This is a genomic window from Candidatus Woesearchaeota archaeon, assembly GCA_018303425.1.
Classification (GTDB): domain Archaea; phylum Nanobdellota; class Nanobdellia; order Woesearchaeales; family JAGVYF01; genus JAGVYF01.
In genome coordinates this window covers 1-17,262 of sequence record JAGVYF010000008.1, presented here as the reverse complement: position 1 = coordinate 17,262, position 17,262 = coordinate 1, and the positions used below count along the sequence as shown (strand labels likewise).

The following is a 17,262-nucleotide window of genomic DNA, read 5'->3' as shown; positions in this document are numbered from 1 at the left end:
AGGAGAATACAGGTATGTAGTAAATTATTGGATATTATTAACATCTTTATTAGTTTTAGGTTTAGCAATTGGCCAGGTTTTTTTTGCCGGTCCATCAGTATATGTAGGGGATGGGCAGCAACCGGGTTTATCTGATTCGTTGATTTCGTCTATTACTGGGGTTCAAAATGTTGAACCCGGAGTTGCGACTTCAAGGGGGGATGTTAATTTAATTGCAACCATATTCCATCCTAAAGTTTTAGGAATGATATTTATTCTTATTATTTCAGCGCTAACAATTAAATTATTGGCTGGCGAGTCTATTATTAAATAAACTTTTTTAATTAATTTAAATTTTAAATAACTCTGCAAATCTTAAAGAAAAAATATTAAAAGTTATTATTTATTAGATAAGAAAAATACTATTTTTTCATTTTTTTAGTTAATCTTGAAAGTTCTTGGACATTTTCTGTAAATGTTGGGAGGACATCTTTAAACACTTTTTCCAGTGATTTTATGTCTGTGCCTACGTTAGTGATACTTTTATCATATTCATTGATTTTTCCAAAAATGCCTTTTTGAAGATTCATCATGTTATTTTTTAAGTCATCAACATCTTTTGAAAAAGCGTCAATTTTTGTTTCAACTTCAACTTTCCAGTCCAGAATCCTTTTTACGCTGTCTTCAAACTCAGCCCATTTTTCTTCAATGATAGATTCAGCAACAGTTTCTATTTCGTCGCGTATAGAAGCCATTTGCATATTTTCTGCAGGGGCTTCAGAGATATCATATGTTTCTCCGCCATCAAAAATCTGATTATCAGTTAATGGTCCTGCGTTTTGCATATTTGCTTGGCTCATCGCATCATAAATCTGTTGGCTATTATAACCTTGTTCCTGCAACTGTTGTATTATTTGGTCATTAGAATAAGCGTTATTTCTCATTTGGAGTATAAATTCAATTAAATTATTAGCCATTATTATCTTGCTCTTTAATGTTATATTATTAGCGACACCTAATTTTTAGTTTGTGGCATCCAGCTCTATTTATTTAATAGGTGAGTTTATATTTAAAGGTTTTGGTGTATTGGGCTCTGTAGAAAATCTGTTGACTTATTTTTGTTAATATCTCTGTTTAAATATAAACTTATTTTCCACAGGCGTATTTCAGCGATTCGCATACGTTATCAGCAATAGCGATGGCCTATCTCCAACCCCACCCAGACGGCGCGCGGAAACGAAAACTTAATAAACTCTTTGGATTATTATATTTGTATATTGAAAAACTATAAATTGTTGGGAATCTTAATTCTTTGTATAATCGGAATAGTATTTGGAATAATAATTTATACTCAACAAACTCAAGATCAACAAACTCAAGATTCGGATAATTTTGGGATTCCTAATGATGAATGTGAGAAACCTTGTCTCGATCCAATTACACCAATCAGAGAGAATCCTCATTGGTATCTGGATCTAAGCATGTGTAAGATTATATTTTCAAATATTACTCTGAGAGATAATTGTTACTACGAATTTGCATTAAAAGAAAAAGGTATATTTTATTGTGGAAGTATTGAAAATGATGTAAAGAGGGTTGGTTGTTTTTCGGCTTTATCTAGTGAAATTAATTATCTTGATTGTGGTAAAATAAAAAATAATGCTAATTTAAATGAATGTTATACTTTTTTTGCTGTGTTTAATACTGATATTTCTATTTGTCAAAATATAGATAATGGGCATATTGGAAGCTGTTACATTTCCTTTGCAAGTAATACAAATAACTCAAAAATATGTGATAGGATACGTAACATTCCGAACTGTTATGGTTATAGGGGCGGGGATTTCCCAACTAATGTTTGTTATAAACAAAACTGTTATAAGACCTTAGATATTGAATAACTGAAAATGCGCGCCGTTCTCCATCCTAATTTTGTGCCATCGCTACTTGCTCCTTTCAGTCGCACCACGCCTTGCAGGCTCCCGGCTTCGCCTTAGGGCTAATAACAGCGATCGCGGAAGTTATGTCTAATTGTAGGTGCTCTCTTCCAATCCCTCGATAAAACGAAAGTATTATAAAGAAGTGTTATTTTGTTATAATATGTGGATTCAATTTCATTTGAAGCTTAAGAATAATTTAAAAAAAAGGATTGAAATATAATAACTATGAAAAACCAAATATTGAACATTGTTTTTGTATCTTTATTTTTAATAGCTGGAGTTGCTACGGTGCTTGCAGAAATAGAACAAAAAACTGTAGAGATTAATCACGAAATATCTCCTCAAGATTTAGTTATTGTCCAGGATCTTTTTAACAAAAATAATTTGAACATAGATGATTTTCAGATATTAAAACTTAAAATAGATTCTAAATATACAGATAATCCTCAAGCAGGTTATTATGTTGTGAAAGCCAATCGTGTTTATAATGGATTACGATTTTTTATGGGTGGAGATGTAATATATCATTTTAATAAAGAGGGGTCGAAAGTCTTCGAAGCAGGAAGCGTTTCTGATAATATTGGAGAGATTTCACCAAATCCCCTAATTTCTAAAGAAGATGCTTTCGCAATATTACAAGAAGATTATTCGGATATATTTGGCAAAGAGAATCTATTTGCTGAGTTTGGAATTGCTAACAAAAAAGTTGGGATTGGCTACAAGGATCCTGATTTTGTTCTTTCATGGAAAATAACTGTGGGGAATTCTGAATATCCCTATGCGGTTGTTAGTGCTATCAATGGAGAAATTATTTATGTTGATGATAGTATTCGTACAGGAATTGCTGAATTTCTTCTTCCTCCAGACAAATTAAATAATCTAATTTATTGGGTAGTTGGAATTGTAATTGTTTTAGTTCTATTAATCCTCTTTTTAATTTTAAGAAAAAAGAAATAAACTTCTTTCCTGCCCAGACTAGAGCACCTACAACTCAAAATTTCGATGAAATTTTGGGAACGTCTTGCACCTTTCGCTTCGCTTACCCAGACATAACAACGATCCCGAAGTTATATGAAATCACGAAGGCACTATTTAGTTAATTATATTAAGTAGAACTTTTGTAAAATTAAGTATGGCACAAAAAACTTATTATGTCGACTCCTGTATTGGTTAAACCTATTCAAAGAAGAAGGAGATGCATCTAAAGGAGTGCCATATTGGAAATTAGCGAAAGATTTTCTTGAGGCTGAACATGGAATTATTGTTTCTACAATAGTATTGAAAGAACTCTCATTTCAAGTAGCGGACAAATTTGACTACGTGATGAAATTCTTTAAGCATTCAGATTCAATAAGAATAATCAAAACTACTAATGATGACTATGAATTAGCAAGAAAATATGAAAATGAAGAACAATTTGTAATTAGCTTTTATGATTATCTTCATGTTGCTATTGCTAAAAGATTGAAGATACCCCTAATTACCAGAGATAAAGAATTACTTTAAATATACAAATCTTTCGCGTAATTTGAAGTTTTTTGTGATATTTTTAATAAAAGTTCTACATATAAAATGAACTAAAGTAACATGCCTTCGTGACTCTTCGTTGCTACGCTCCTTGCTTTCGCCACTCCGCTTCGCTCGTAGCTTGAGTCATATAGCACTGCTTGTGCGTGTTTCGATTGACTTTTTATATTGGCTATAATTTATATGTTGTTAGAGCCTTAATAAATCCCCCTTTCTCCCTCTTTTTTCTTTTTCGGAATAATGGTTTCTTGAATAGGGGCACCTTTAACAGATAATGCCGTTTGTATCATTTTTTCAGCTTCAGCCTGGGTTATAAAGTTTAAAGGCCGCCAATAACCTATATATTTTGCAAGTATATCGAGGTCTTGTTTTTTCCCGCAAAGCTCTAACTCTTTTTCTAACATATTTATTTTAATGTTAATTTTTTGTAAATCTCTTTTAATATCAATTAGATCAGAATCATTGATTTTTAATTCCTTATTTAGTTTTTGGTGTTGTACTAGTATATTGTGGTCTGTAAGCTGTGTTTTCCTCCGTAAATTGTTGTACCGTTCTTCTAAAGTTCTTATTGATCTGTTCAGATTATTAAGTTTTTCAATGAACTGTGTTACCTGTTCAGGGGTTTCTTCTTTTGGTTCTGGATTTTCGGGTTTATTTGCACTAGTATTAACATTTTTAGTACCTTTAACTTGATTTATTAAATTTCCAATAAAATCGGTCATATTCTATCATCCAAAAGTTTATAAATATTCTATCTCTAATATTAATTGATTATAAGTTTATAAATATTATAAGTTTATAAGGATTTTGTTTGTGGGTATTTGTTAACTATCACTAATTGTGTTAGTTATTAAAGAATATAAACTAAATCCCAGATACAGTGTATTTGAGATTAATTTCACAAAATGGCTGTAACTATACATATAGGTTTGTATACATATGCGTTTGTAAAATATTCAGGGGTTAATAGGTTGGCTGAAGAAGAAAAAAGTTCTGATTATGAATTGATTAAGGAAGGGGATGAATCTATCCTTAAAATTGATTATGAAATTAATTTAAATATTCCTTCTATTGAGGATGATTCTACTTGTATGGCCAGAACTATTGAGAGGTTGATAGAGACCGGACCGGTAGGAAAGATAGTTTTTTTGCAGAAAAGAGATTATGAGTATGATTATTCTCAAACACAATTACTTGTTGAAATTGCGCAATTATATAAAAGTTTGGTTAAAGAGGGTTATTTACATTATTTCCAGACATTATTATCTGATTCATACAGCGCAAGAGTTATGGGCGCTTCTCTTGCAAAATTTCAAGAAGTTTTTTATAGGACTTTTAAAAGCGATCCGGCCGGAGCGTATATTGAAATAAGAAGGTTATCTCGCCAGGAAAAAATTAGGTTAAAGGGGGTGAGTGATCAAAGATTAATTAGTGAATATAATAAGTTTATTAAATTATTAGATTATATTGGCGACGCACTTGAAAAAACTCAAATGATCCAGGCGCTTTCTCCTTTTTTAGCTGGATTTACGCCTGGCGATAGAAGGATATATAATAATATTTTTACTCCCACAACTAAACCAGATTTCATGTATACAAGGCTAATGTCTACTTATCCTTCAAATGGTGAAGAAGTGGATTCTTATAATGTTGGAGAATCAGAAGTTACTATTTTTAAGTTTCCGGATTCAGTAAAAAATCTTTATCATATATTCCCGCCAGAGTTTAAGCTTTCAGAAGAAAAATATGAAATATTGGATATTGCCCGAAATATTCTTGCTGAGTATAAACCGAGTAAAGAAGAATTTATTAATCCTGAAAGGATGAGAGATGTTTTTTATAAAGTGGGCTTGGATCTTGTTGAAGAGCTTTCAACCAGTAAAAATTATGGGTTTACACAGGATGAAATAAAGGAAATAGTAGATATTTTAGTTCGTTACACTGTCGGATTTGGTTTAATTGAGGTTTTACTTGCTGATGAAAAAATACAGGATATTTCAGTAAACAGCCCGATGGGGCAAACACCCATTTTTATTGTTCATCAGGATTTTGGGGACTGTTATACCAATATTTATCCTACTAAAACTGAATCTGAGTCATGGGCAACAAAATTAAGGCTGATGTCAGGGCGCCCATTAGACGAGGCTAATCCTATTTTAGATACTGAAGTTTCATTGTCAGTTGCATCAACAAGAGTTTCAGTTATAACTTCTCCTTTAAACCCTACCGGGCTGGCATATTCTTTCCGCCGCCACAGAGATGAACCTTGGACGCTGCCGCTCTTTATTAAAGCGGGTATGATTGACCCACTTGCAGCAGGGTTGATTAGTTTTTTGGTAGACGGCACAAGAACAATCTTGGTTTGCGGCACGAGATCTTCAGGTAAAACTTCATTTTTGGGGTCATTATTAGTTGAGATTATGAGGCGATATAGGATAATCACAATTGAAGATACGCTGGAATTACCAAGTAAGCAATTGATTAAAGAGGGCTATAACCTCCAACAGATGAAAGTTGCCGGCGCGCTTGCTAAAGAAGGGAGCGCTGAAGTAACTGCAACTGATGGTATTAGAGCAACTTTGCGTTTAGGAGATTCTGCGTTGTTTGTGGGTGAGGTGCGTTCACAGGAAGCTATTGCTTTGTATGAAGCAATGAGGGTTGGCGCAGCTGCTAATGTTGTAGCTGGCACGATTCATGCTGAATCCCCATATGGTGTTTTTGACAGGGTTGTAAATGATATTGGAGTCCCAAGAACTTCGTTCAAGGCAACAGACTTAATAATTGTTGCGAACCCGATTAGGTCTGCATCAGGCACAAGGAGGGTTAGACGAATTACGCAAATTACTGAAGTTAGAAAACATTGGGAAAATGATCCTATGTTAGAAGGAGGATTTGTTGATTTGATGAAATATGATGTTGAAAGCGACAGATTACTGCCGTCTCAGGATCTGATTAATGGAGATTCTGAAATTTTGAAAGCCGTTGCTGGAAATATAAGAGGTCTTGCAGGTAATTGGGATGCAGTCTGGGATAATATAACTTTACGTGCAAAGATAAAACAAACACTGGTTGAATATTCAGATAATTTGAAAGATCTGGCATTATTAGAAGCGCATTTTGTTATACTTGCAAATGACATGTTTCATAATATTGTTGAGGAAGTACAAAATGAAGTCGGCGGACTGGACTCCGGCAGAATTTTTTTTGAATGGGAAGAATGGTTGAAAAGAGAAGTTAAGAAAAGGGATATTAAAACGAACAAATGAATATTTTTAAAACTGACTTGAAAAGATGAAACTAATTTGATTTATTTAGCATTAAATTTATACAGACAATATCTTTTTTGGATCACGCATTAAAATCACAAACTTTATAATATTAAATATATCTAATATATGTGTTAGTTAGATTTAGGTAAAATTAGTCATCAAAAAAAGAGGAATATTAATGGTATCATCAGATGTAAAGGATTTAATTCAGAAATATCAGAAAAGGATTATCTCCCAAATTGGCAGTAAAGCCCAAACTGAAAGCATTGAATCTATTGAGTATTTGCAGTTTAGAAAAGAGATGATGCCGAAAAGGATGTCTTTTTATGAAAAAGTGTGTAATATTAGTGAAAAAATTATTCAAATTTCTCCAGATCAAAAAAGTTTAGCTGCGCTTGAAGAAAATATCAAAATTGCGCATTTGAATGTTACGCCTTCAGGGGTAGTGAGTTTTTCAGTGTTAGGGCCTATATTATTAATGTTCATTGGTTCTTTAATGGGTTATTTATTCACTGCTTTGTTTTTACCTGAACCCAGTTTTTTTTTAGTGTTTGTTTTTTTGATATTAGGGGTTATCCTAATGTTTATTCTAAACAAGATTCCGGAATATTTTGCAGATGATTGGCGAGTTAAAGCCAGCAATCAAATGATAATAGGGGTGTTTTATATTGTAACATATATGAGACATACTTCTAATCTTGAGGGTGCAATTAAATTTGCATCCGATTATTTAACTCAACCATTGTCTCTTGATTTTAAAAGGTTAATCTGGAATGTTGAAACAGGGGTTTATTCTTCAATCAAAGAATCTCTTGATACATACCTTGAATCATGGAGAAAGTGGAATACTGAATTCATCGAATCAATGCATTTAATTGAAGGGTCATTATATGAAGGCACCGAGGTTAGAAGGCTTGCATTACTTGATAAATCGTTAGAAGTAATACTTGAAGGTACATATGAAAAAATGCTGCATTTCGCGCATAGCTTACAATCACCTATCACGATGTTGCATATGTTAGGGGTTATATTACCGATTTTAGGCCTAGTTATTTTGCCATTAATTGTTAGTTTTATGACAACTGGTTCTGTAGCGCCAACAACACTTGCAATGTATATTGCAACATTGTATAATTTTATTTTACCCGTAGGTGTATTTTATTTAGGTAAAAGTATCCTTGCTAACCGGCCCACCGGTTACGGTGATTCTGATATAGCGGAAACCAGCCCTGAACTACAAAAGTATAGGAACATATTAATTAGGCTTGGCAAATTTGAAATGTCTATAAATCCATTATTTATTTCTTTAATCATAGGAATCGGTTTTTTTATTATAGGGATAAGCCCTTTAATATTTCACGCTTTTGGATTTGCGGATATTGGGTTTTTAGATGAAGATACTACGAGTTCATGCGGTTCTACTTTTTGTTTGTTAGAATATAGAGAAAGTTCTGCAGATAAAGGACCATTAGTAGGTCTTTCTTTTGGGCCATATGGCATAGGTGCAGCAATATTGAGCATTGCAATTGTAATTGCGTTTGGATTTGGAATAGGCACATATTATCAGTTTATTTCTAAAAATGTTATTGAAATAAGGGAAAAATCAAAACTTCTGGAAAAAGAGTTTGCATCTGCTCTGTTTCAATTAGGCAACAGGCTGGGAGATGGTTTGCCAATGGAGGTTGCATTTGGTAAAGTTTCTGAGTCTATGAAGGGAACATTTTCAGGAGATTTTATGAATATTGTTTCTAATAATATAACCCGGTTAGGGATGAGCGTTGAAAACGCAATTTTTGATTCTAAGGTTGGCGCAATTATAAAGTATCCTTCTAATATGATTAAGTCTTCAATGAAAGTTTTGACGCAGGCAACAAGCAAAGGCCCTAAAGTTGCTGCGCAAACGCTTGTAAATATATCACAGTACATAAAGGAGATACATAAAGTTGATGAACGCTTAAGAGATTTAATGGCTGAAATAGTATCTTCAATGAACTCGCAAATTAAGTTTATGGCTCCGGTTATAGCCGGCATTGTTATCGGTATAACTTCAATGGTTACAACTATTCTTGGGAAACTTACTTTTTTAATGGATAAAGTTTCAAGCGGGAGCGGAATGGCAGGCTTAAAAGGGCTGGAAGGAATAAAAGAATTACTTGGGGACGGCATGCCAACTTATTATTTTCAGATAATAGTCGGACTTTACATTATACAAATTATTTATATTTTGTCAATATTAGTAAATACGATTGAAAACGGTTCAGATAAACTAGCTGAGCGTTATGTTCTCGGGAAAAATTTAATTCGGGGCACAATACTTTATTCCGGTTTAGCATTTGTTGTTATACTAGTATTTAATTTTATTGCTGCATCAATTCTGAAAAATATTGCTATCGGGTAGAATTATAAATATTAAAAAATAATAGATGGGGACGGAGGGATTTTCTTACTGGCGTTCGAAGTATTAACACTTCAGGCGCTAATATTTGAACCCCCGACACCTAGAGCTTCAGTCTAGTGCTCTCCCGGGTTGAGCTACGTCCCCATTCTAATCTTAATAAATTTAGTGGTTTTATAAGTTTTACGGTATCAATCTGTCCCTATCCCTAGGGAACATTGTAGCTTCTTTAACATTGTCTAAACCGCAAATTTGCTGGGTTAGGCGTTCCAGGCCAATGCTCCATCCCGCATGGGGCGGCGCGCCGTACCTGAAACTGTCAATATACGACTTAAAATTTTTCGGGTCGCATCCCTTAGTTTTTAACCTTTCAATCAAAAGTTCGGGAAGGTGAATCCTTTGACCCCCCGAAGATATTTCCACGCCTAAATATAATGCGTCAAACCCTTCACTATATTTTGCATCAGATCTTGCATCTTTTGTCATAATATAGAATGGTTTTAAATTTGCAGGCCATGAATGTGTAAACACCAGGTCGCCGGGATACATTGCGCATAGCTGTCTTTCCTGTTCGGGTGTAAAATCTTCGCCGTGTTTTCCCCTGACTTTTGATATTGCTTCATCATAACTTAAATAAATTCCTTTTGGTATTTTGAGGTTAACACCAAGTATTTCAAGTTCTTCAGGACATTTTTGTTTAACTTTTTTAACAATGTGCCCGACTACATCTTCAATATATTTCATTACCTGCACTTGATTACAGAACGCAACTTCAATGTCCATCTGCCTAATTTCGTTTATATGCCTAGTTGTGTTATGTTTCTCTGCTCTCCAGACAGGGGTTACCATTGTAACCTTTTCAATTGCGCATGCCAACATTTGTTTATATAATTGAGGGGACTGCGCAAGGTATGCGTCAGCTTCGAAATATTTTACTGGAAATAAATCAGTGCCCCCCTCTGAAGCGGCAGCAATTATGCAGGGTGGCTGCATTTCTATAAATCCTTGTTCATAAAAAAATTCTCTGAAACTTTTTAAGATTTCGTTCTGTACTTTAAATATTGCCTGAATCTTTGATTTTTTAAAGTCAAGGAACCTAAAATCTAGCCTTGTATCAAGACCGGTGTTAGTTTTATCTGAAATATCAATTGGCAAAGGTTCGGCATTGTTAATTATTTCGAATTTTCCAATCTTAATTTCATAACCTTGTTTTGCTTCGCTGTTTTTGCAAACTTCTCCTTCTATAAGGATAGAACTTTCTTGGTTTGTTTTTGAGATGAGTTCATGTGAAGCTTCATCTGTAAACTTTTTATGCGCAATTGTCTGCACTGTTCCTTCTTTATCTCTTAAAATAACAAATTTGATATTTTTTAAATCACGAATTTCTTGGGCAAATCCCTTTACTAAAACTTTTTCCCCCATATGATTTTTTACTTCATTAGTATAGATCCTTTCCATTGTTTACGCCTCATCCAGTTTCTCTTTAACTGTTTTTAGTATATTATTAATTTTAATAATTTCCTGTTTAGCTGTATTCCTGTCCCTGATTGTTACAGTACCTTTTTCCAATGTATCATAATCAATAGTGATGCAAAAAGGTGTACCTGATTCATCTTCCCTTAAATATCGTTTACCTATACTGCCCGATTGGTCGTATTTGCATTGGAACTGTTTTGATAATTCTTGATATATCTCTTCGGCTTTTTCAGGAAGGTTATCCTTTTTCATTAAAGGGAAAATTGCAACTTTTACAGGAGCAAGCTTGTAAGGAACATTAAATTTGGTTTTGCCCTCTTCCTTGTCCTTGTATTCATAGAAAATGTCAAGCAATGCGTAAGTTGGCCTATCGGTGCCAAATGCAATTTCTAAGACATGCGGAACTTGTATTACATTATTCTCGTCTCTTGCCTCAAGTTTTTTTCCGGAATGTTTAGCGTGCTGTTTCAAATCGTAATCTGTCCTGTCATGGATTCCGCAACATTCCATCCACCCAAAACTGTTTAAGCGTATTTCAAGGTCCCAGGCATCATCAGCATAGAATGCTTTTTCTTTTGGGTTGTGCTGTCTTAACCTAATTTTTTCAGCGGGAATTCCCATGCTAGTAAAAAGTTCATATGATAAGTGCACAAGCCATGCGTAAGCTTTATTTTTGAAATATCCTAATTCAATTGCATCTTTAACTGAGATTTCTTCTAATGGCTTATTATGGCTCCAAACTTTGTGCGGCCATAAAGGCAATTTTTTATTTTTTATTTTTTCATAAGGTTCGTAATCTTGTTTTTGGTCGGGGAACAAAAATAACTGGCCCTCTGCTTGTGTGAATTCCCTCATACGCATAAGATGTTGTCTTGGGCTTATTTCATTTCTAAAAGCTTTACCTATCTGGAAAACTCCAAATGGCAGCCTTTCTCTGAAATGGGTTAAATATCGCGGAAATGGCAAATATGTAGTTGTTGCTGTTTCCGGCCTATTATAAGCTTCAGTGTCAACGCCTACAGTAGTTTTCATCATTAAATTATGTTTAGTAATCTTTTTTTCTAACTGTTCTTTGCAGTTCGGGCATTTAATGTTTTTTTCTTCTATCAATTTTAATATTTCGGGGTTTGACATCTCGCCAATAGGAATTTCTGTCCCAATTGTTTCTTCAATCAAACCGTCAACTCGAAAATTAGAATTACATTTTGAACATTTGATTAATGGATCTGTGAAACCTTCTAAATGGCCTGATGCTTTCCAAACTTCTTTTTGCATAATACTCGGACATTCAACTTCCCAAAAATGGTTTTTGTGAAAGATATCCCTGATTGTGTTTTCAACATTATTTTTGAGTAATTTACCCAAAGGGGCATAAGTATAGAAACCAGCTAAACCTCCATAAATCTCTGGACTTGGACCCCAAACAAAACCCTTTTGATGCAAGAATGCATTAAAATGCTGTACGAATTCGTGATTAGCCATAGGATTTAGAAATTCAGTTTTAGTTTATAAATTATATGGTTTTTTGATGTTGTCCTTACTAGTTTAATGTTGATAGTATTTAATTATGATTAGTGCTAGTCATTTTTGTGGGTCATTTTTACGGAATTGAATCTTTTTTTTAAGCTTTGATGAACTCATAAGAACTATCTATATATTCCTTAACCAAAAAGTATTTATAACCTAAACTTATTTATTTTTGGCAGAGGGGAAAGATAATAATGTTAAAATCAGTACGAAAATTCTTAAACAGGTATTTAGGGAGATTATTTAAAACTAAGTCTCATATTAAACTTGGTCTTTACGGACCGCCTAACGCCGGTAAAACTACTCTGGCTAACAGAATTTGTCAAGATTGGTTAGGTGAAGATATGGGTTCAGTTTCTAATATTGCCCATGAAACCAGGGAAATTCAGATCAAAGAGCAGATAAATATTAAAAAAGGCAACCGCGAGCTATCATTTAGTTTAGTAGATACTCCAGGCATTGCTACAAAGATTGATTATGAAGATTTTTTAAAGTTTGGCATGAAAGAGGCTCAAGCTAAGAAAAGGGCTAAAGAAGCAACAAAAGGGATTATTGATGCAATAAAGTGGTTAGATGATATGGATACAGTAATTGTAGTGCTTGATGCTACTAAAGACCCATTCTCACAAGTAAATATAACTATCATTGGCAATTTAGCTGCTAGAGATATTAATGTGTTAATTGTAGCTAATAAAAGTGATTTAAAAAAATCGGATATTAAAAGAATTAAATCCGCTTTTCCACAATATGAAGTTATTGGAGTTAGCGCCAAATTTGGTAAAAATATAGATGAATTTTATGAAATGTTGTTAGATGCGACGAACCGATAAGTTTATATTTAAATAAAAGAGGTATGATATAGAAAATGTTAGCATTTCAATTTATTCCATATTCAGAGATAGAAAAACAATCTTCGCAAAGGAGGATACAAAGAATTCTTAATGTTGTTAAAGATAACAAAATTGCAGTTTTGGAAGGGAGACTTAAGAAGGAAGAAGAAGCTGAATTAATTGAAAAAACTATGGAGAGTATTGATGAAGATTTTAAGGGCATAGAGTTGGCGGTAAGTATTCCTAAGAAAAAGAATGAAGAGCTTTGGCATGAAAAAGCAAAAAGGGTAATGATTAATTATTTATTAGGGGATAGAACCGGTTTTACAATTGTAGGACCTGCTTCTATTATTAAAGAAATAAAAAAGAATCCTGATAAAATTGAACTATTTACTAAAAATTTAGTTGTTAAAAGAACGCAAAAAAAGAAATTGGTTGCAAATATAAATGGAATTGCCAATGGTAAAGCGAGGCCTTAAAATGATTAATCCATGCCGTTTTTTGCTTAATTCAATTCTAAAATTTCCGGTTATGGTGCAGAAGCAAAGTTTCTTGCGAACCAGGGAAAAAATAGGGACATGCGATTATTATATTAATTTAGTTTTAAAAAAGGTGAATTAAGATGCCGCACCAATGTGTACGTTGCAATACTTTTTACGAAAATGGCGCAAAAGAAATCTTAAGCGGATGTAATTGCGGGGGTAAACTTTTTTTTTTTGTGAGTCAAGCTAGACTTGAAAAAGCAAAAGAAATTACTTACAATCTGACTAAAAAAGAAAAGGAACAGATTGAAAGAGATGTATTGGATATTGTTGGTGAAACATATGATCATGATTCGCCAGTTATTCTTGACATTGAAAGCATCAATATTTTGAAACCGGGTAAATTCGAAATTGATTTAGTGCATTTATTTTCCAGGAAAGATCCTTTAGTTTATAAACTTGAAGATGGTAAATATGTCATTGATCTTGCAAGTTCATTTGAAAGGATTAAAAATGGGGAAGATTAAATATAGAACTATTTCCCTGAAACTATTTCTATAACGTCGCAATGCTGAAGTTTTTGGTCTTTTCCAGTAGCCATTTTTGTTTTTACATTAATAGCTCTAATAAAATGTTTGCCAAAGTCAGTATGAAGCTTGTACGCGAAATCTAGCGCTGTTGAATCTTTTTTCATAAGAAAACAATCCGGTAAAATGTTACCGTTTGAATCTGCTAACTTGTTAATTCCGCCCGGGTAGACTGCGATATAACCTAATAGTTCAAAAACAGCTTTGTCTAATACTTTTTGTACGCCGGTTGAATCAAACTTTTCAAGAATGTTTATTTTTACAAAGGTTAGTGCTGCTTTTTGTTTATCGTTAAGCTTAGATTCATCTTTAATTGCAAAATCTTTTTCTCCGGGAATATAATCAATTAATTCGTGTTTTGATGCTTCTTTTAACATCAGCTCAGATTCTGCTGAACATGGAATCAGGATATAATCAGGGAATTCTTTTATTAATCTTGCAAAATTTTTTTCTGCGCCAGGCACGTCTACTTTGTTGCAGGCAATCAACATAGGTTTAGTTGTTTTTCTTAATTCAGTTGCAAGCTGCAACATTTGTTCCTGTGTCCAGTCCACCGGTTTGATATTTTGAAGTTGAAATTTAGTTATAACTGTTTCAATCATGTCCTCTGTAACAGCTAATCCTGATAATTGTTTAGCAAGGGCAATCTTGATATCTAGTTTTTCTTGTATAACTCTCTGTGCAAATTTTTTCCATCCTTTCTCTATAATATTTAAGTACCAATAATCCAGTTCTTTTTCAAGAAATCTGATATCGTTTAAAGGATCGTAAGATAATGGTTCAACAGGTTCACCTTTTTCGTTTACTGACCCCGATATGTCTATAACATGAATTAAGACATCTGCTTGTCTTAAATCGTCAAGAAACTGGTTGCCCATGCCGAGTCCTTCATGCGCTCCCGGCACTAAACCTGCTACATCTAATAATTCCACAGGAACAAACCTTTTATGATTTGTACAGTATCCCATCCGTGGATTACATTGTTTTTCAAAAAATTTGTCTGCGCAATTAATTTTTACATAACCCATTGCCCGGTTTGGTTTTATGGTTGTGAACGGATAATTTGCGATATCTACTTCTGCCAATGTTGATGACTTGAAAAATGTACTTTTTCCACAAGAAGGTTTGCCTACAATTCCAATTAACATAGGGAGTAGTTAATGCTGATGGTTTATATATCTTATTGTAAAATACACTCATTTTCTGCCAATCTTTGATTGGGTTTATTCGGCAGTTAAAAGTCCATTTATAGTGAGCTAACCTCGCCAGAAGGGCAAGTATGCCATCAGTCTATGACCTATGTGTTAGTGAGCTTTTGATATTTATAGATTTTCTTGGGTTCTTTAAAAAAATTTCGTTGAATGAAGTTGACTTCAAGTTAATATTCTTATCAATCTAATATTTACAAGAAATGGTTCTTGACCTATATTTCTATTTTAGGTAATATTCTTTTGGCAACAATAATCTTTATGAACTTTGAGAAGGGTTGTAAGCTATGAGGTGATTTTTTATGAGACGTAAGCATGATCCAGATATTAAACCAGGCATTTTAGAAGTCTTTTGCGGGCCAATGAGATGCGGTAAAAGCAAAACGTTAAAAGCCCGGTATGAGAAGCTAGATTTTATTAAAAATGGTGAGATAGAGTATTTAGTGTTTAAACCAGCATGTGATAATAGGCCGAGAGAAATCAAGGAAGCGCAAGGCGGGATATATATTGAAGGAATTATTGTAAATGAGCAGAATCCATTTTCTATTCTTGATTATGTTAAGGACAAATATAATTTAGCATTAGTGGCAATTGATGAAGCCCAATTTTTTGTAAAGGGGTTGGATATAGTTGTTGAAAAATTGTTAAGAATTAATATTAATGTTATAGTTGATGGTCTAGATACTGATTTTAAGGGAGAACCTTTTGGTGTTATGCCCTATCTTTTATCAATGGCAGATGAAGTTACAAAGTTAACTGCAAGGTGTGAGTATGAAGGCTGTGGCGGAGTTGCTACCAGAAGTCAAAGGTTAATTGATGGGAAACCTGCGCATTATAATTCTCCGATAATCTTGGTTGAAGGTTCAGGTCAAAATGAGAAATATCTTGCAGTTTGTTTAGGGGATCACATAGTTCCGGGTAAACCTTAATTGTCAACAGCGGTATACTATTGAGAAACTAAAACTTTAAATATTATCATTTTTCTTTTTGTTATAATGTTAAAAGCAGACTTACATATCCATACTTTTGAAGATCCCTGCCACAGAATTCTTTATACTGCTAAGGCGATGATTAAGTACAAAGCTAAACTTGGTTTTAAGGTGCTTGCTGTGACGAATCATAATTCGATTTATTTTAATAACGAACTTGATGATTATGCGAAAAAATTAGGGGTAATATTGTTTCCCGGCATGGAAGCTTTAATCGGAGGTAAAGAAGTTCTTATTATAAATGCAGACCAAAGGAAATTAAAATATTGGAAATCAGGACCTGAGTTTAGAAGAGTTTACAAGTCAATATATCCATCACTTGGCGTTCTTGAAAATTTTAGAAATGAGGGCATGGTAATAGGTGCGCCGCACCCATATTATCCAGGGAGTAACTGTTTAGGTAAAGATTTGATTAAAAATATTCAGAACTTTGATTTTGTTGAACATTGCCATTTTTATACAGCATATTTTAATAAAAATAAACAAGCTGCAATTATTGCTAGAAAATTTAATAAAACCTTGATAGCAAATACTGATGCGCATAACTGGTTTCAGTTAGGCTTGAAAAATTATTCATATATTAATTCAAATTTTAATAAGGAAGATGTATTGGAAGCGATAAGGGCAAATAAAGTGCATATAACCACTGAACCATTAAATCTCCGATTATTTATTTATATAGCTTGGCTTAATGTTTTTGATTTATTTGATAAGAGGTTATTATCGCGTATGGGGGTAACTTCTAAATACAAAAATATATAAATGCTCCAATTTATATAATATTTATATGGCGGAAGTTAAAAAAGAGCCACCTACACCATTTGCATACCCTAAAGTTAAAATTAAATTTAAAGACGTATTTAATTTTAAAGAGTTTTATGTAGTGATGTATTCATGGTTAAAAAGCAATCAATGGATTGATAAGACTACGGGGGGTCAAGTGGAATTCATGGAAGAATTTCATCTTGAGAAAACTGGCGCAACCGGGGCTAAAGAGCATATTATATATTGGGAAGTTGAAAAAAAAAGAACTGATTACATTAAATTTTCAAT

General features: G+C 33.4%; 17 protein-coding genes and 1 tRNA gene. 12 read left to right on the top strand and 6 right to left on the bottom strand.

Annotated features, from left to right (window positions below):
• Positions 1–313 (top strand): hypothetical protein (locus J4418_01935; GenBank protein ID MBS3112818.1); only part of this gene is annotated, 313 nt, incomplete at its 5' end.
• A gap of 88 nt (positions 314–401) precedes the next feature.
• Here the strand turns inward: J4418_01935 and J4418_01930 are convergent.
• Positions 402–956 (bottom strand): hypothetical protein, encoded by a 555-nt coding sequence (locus J4418_01930; protein MBS3112817.1) that lies wholly within the window; start codon positions 954–956, stop codon positions 402–404.
• Positions 957–1,256: 300 nt separating this feature from the next.
• Here J4418_01930 and J4418_01925 point away from each other — a divergent pair, with 300 nt between their 5' ends.
• The 3 genes from J4418_01925 to J4418_01915 all read left to right on the top strand — a co-directional run bounded on the left by J4418_01925 (position 1,257) and on the right by J4418_01915 (position 3,425).
• Positions 1,257–1,880, top strand: coding sequence for a hypothetical protein (locus J4418_01925; GenBank protein MBS3112816.1), 624 nt, complete (start codon positions 1,257–1,259; stop codon positions 1,878–1,880).
• Positions 1,881–2,144: 264 nt separating this feature from the next.
• Positions 2,145–2,876 carry a hypothetical protein gene (locus J4418_01920; protein MBS3112815.1) on the top strand — a complete coding sequence of 244 codons (732 nt, stop codon included), beginning with the start codon at positions 2,145–2,147 and terminating at the stop codon, positions 2,874–2,876.
• A gap of 252 nt (positions 2,877–3,128) precedes the next feature.
• A complete protein-coding gene (locus J4418_01915; GenBank protein ID MBS3112814.1) occupies positions 3,129–3,425 on the top strand; it encodes a PIN domain-containing protein in 297 nt (98 codons plus the stop codon).
• 218 nt (positions 3,426–3,643) lie between these two features.
• On the opposite strand, the gene J4418_01910 is transcribed toward J4418_01915, so the two are convergent.
• Complete coding sequence (locus J4418_01910) at positions 3,644–4,168, bottom strand: hypothetical protein (protein ID MBS3112813.1); 525 nt, start codon at positions 4,166–4,168, stop codon at positions 3,644–3,646.
• Between the two features lie 183 nt (positions 4,169–4,351).
• Here J4418_01910 and J4418_01905 point away from each other — a divergent pair, with 183 nt between their 5' ends.
• Both J4418_01905 and J4418_01900 read left to right on the top strand, forming a co-directional pair.
• The gene (locus J4418_01905; GenBank protein MBS3112812.1) at positions 4,352–6,712 is read left to right on the top strand and encodes a type II/IV secretion system ATPase subunit; all 2,361 of its coding nucleotides are present in this window, start codon (positions 4,352–4,354) and stop codon (positions 6,710–6,712) included.
• A 181-nt stretch (positions 6,713–6,893) separates the two neighbouring features.
• A complete protein-coding gene (locus tag J4418_01900) occupies positions 6,894–9,113 on the top strand; it encodes a hypothetical protein (GenBank protein MBS3112811.1) in 2,220 nt (739 codons plus the stop codon).
• Positions 9,114–9,139: 26 nt separating this feature from the next.
• On the opposite strand, the gene J4418_01895 is transcribed toward J4418_01900, so the two are convergent.
• The 3 genes from J4418_01895 to glyS form a co-directional block, all read right to left on the bottom strand.
• A tRNA-Phe gene (locus tag J4418_01895) sits at positions 9,140–9,257 on the bottom strand.
• 36 nt (positions 9,258–9,293) lie between these two features.
• The gene (aspS, locus tag J4418_01890) at positions 9,294–10,568 is read right to left on the bottom strand and encodes an aspartate--tRNA(Asn) ligase (GenBank protein MBS3112810.1); all 1,275 of its coding nucleotides are present in this window, start codon (positions 10,566–10,568) and stop codon (positions 9,294–9,296) included.
• Between the two features lie 3 nt (positions 10,569–10,571).
• On the bottom strand, positions 10,572–12,068 hold the full coding sequence (gene glyS / locus J4418_01885; protein ID MBS3112809.1) for a glycine--tRNA ligase: 1,497 nt from the start codon (positions 12,066–12,068) through the stop codon (positions 10,572–10,574).
• Between the two features lie 239 nt (positions 12,069–12,307).
• Between glyS and J4418_01880 the strand changes: the two genes are divergently transcribed.
• From J4418_01880 to J4418_01870, 3 genes are all read left to right on the top strand, one after another.
• Positions 12,308–12,943, top strand: coding sequence for a 50S ribosome-binding GTPase (locus J4418_01880; GenBank protein ID MBS3112808.1), 636 nt, complete (start codon positions 12,308–12,310; stop codon positions 12,941–12,943).
• 35 nt (positions 12,944–12,978) lie between these two features.
• Positions 12,979–13,422 (top strand): DUF2073 domain-containing protein, encoded by a 444-nt coding sequence (locus J4418_01875; protein MBS3112807.1) that lies wholly within the window; start codon positions 12,979–12,981, stop codon positions 13,420–13,422.
• A gap of 143 nt (positions 13,423–13,565) precedes the next feature.
• The gene (locus J4418_01870; protein ID MBS3112806.1) at positions 13,566–13,952 is read left to right on the top strand and encodes a hypothetical protein; all 387 of its coding nucleotides are present in this window, start codon (positions 13,566–13,568) and stop codon (positions 13,950–13,952) included.
• Positions 13,953–13,960: 8 nt separating this feature from the next.
• Here J4418_01870 and J4418_01865 read toward each other — a convergent pair whose 3' ends face one another.
• Positions 13,961–15,160: a redox-regulated ATPase YchF gene (locus J4418_01865; GenBank protein ID MBS3112805.1), complete on the bottom strand. Its 1,200-nt coding sequence runs from the start codon at positions 15,158–15,160 to the stop codon at positions 13,961–13,963.
• A gap of 362 nt (positions 15,161–15,522) precedes the next feature.
• On the opposite strand from J4418_01865, the gene J4418_01860 reads away from it, so the two are divergent.
• The 3 genes from J4418_01860 to J4418_01850 all read left to right on the top strand — a co-directional run.
• Complete coding sequence (locus J4418_01860; GenBank protein ID MBS3112804.1) at positions 15,523–16,149, top strand: thymidine kinase; 627 nt, start codon at positions 15,523–15,525, stop codon at positions 16,147–16,149.
• Positions 16,150–16,215: 66 nt separating this feature from the next.
• Entirely contained in the window at positions 16,216–16,971 is a 756-nt protein-coding gene (locus tag J4418_01855) for a PHP domain-containing protein (protein MBS3112803.1), read from the top strand.
• A gap of 25 nt (positions 16,972–16,996) precedes the next feature.
• Positions 16,997–17,262: hypothetical protein (locus tag J4418_01850; GenBank protein ID MBS3112802.1), on the top strand; the 266-nt coding region annotated here is incomplete at its 3' end.

Excerpts from the sequence above, each read along its gene's own strand:
- J4418_01930 (MBS3112817.1), bottom strand. The coding sequence starts at position 956 with ATGGCTAATAATTTAATTGAATTTATACTCCAAATGAGAAATAACGCT.
- J4418_01920 (MBS3112815.1), top strand. The coding sequence starts at position 2,145 with ATGAAAAACCAAATATTGAACATTGTTTTTGTATCTTTATTTTTAATA.
- J4418_01910 (MBS3112813.1), bottom strand. The coding sequence starts at position 4,168 with ATGACCGATTTTATTGGAAATTTAATAAATCAAGTTAAAGGTACTAAA.
- J4418_01905 (MBS3112812.1), top strand. The coding sequence starts at position 4,352 with ATGGCTGTAACTATACATATAGGTTTGTATACATATGCGTTTGTAAAA.
- J4418_01900 (MBS3112811.1), top strand. The coding sequence starts at position 6,894 with ATGGTATCATCAGATGTAAAGGATTTAATTCAGAAATATCAGAAAAGG.
- aspS (MBS3112810.1), bottom strand. The coding sequence starts at position 10,568 with ATGGAAAGGATCTATACTAATGAAGTAAAAAATCATATGGGGGAAAAA.
- glyS (MBS3112809.1), bottom strand. The coding sequence starts at position 12,068 with ATGGCTAATCACGAATTCGTACAGCATTTTAATGCATTCTTGCATCAA.
- J4418_01880 (MBS3112808.1), top strand. The coding sequence starts at position 12,308 with ATGTTAAAATCAGTACGAAAATTCTTAAACAGGTATTTAGGGAGATTA.
- J4418_01875 (MBS3112807.1), top strand. The coding sequence starts at position 12,979 with ATGTTAGCATTTCAATTTATTCCATATTCAGAGATAGAAAAACAATCT.
- J4418_01870 (MBS3112806.1), top strand. The coding sequence starts at position 13,566 with ATGCCGCACCAATGTGTACGTTGCAATACTTTTTACGAAAATGGCGCA.
- J4418_01865 (MBS3112805.1), bottom strand. The coding sequence starts at position 15,160 with ATGTTAATTGGAATTGTAGGCAAACCTTCTTGTGGAAAAAGTACATTT.
- J4418_01860 (MBS3112804.1), top strand. The coding sequence starts at position 15,523 with ATGAGACGTAAGCATGATCCAGATATTAAACCAGGCATTTTAGAAGTC.
- J4418_01855 (MBS3112803.1), top strand. The coding sequence starts at position 16,216 with ATGTTAAAAGCAGACTTACATATCCATACTTTTGAAGATCCCTGCCAC.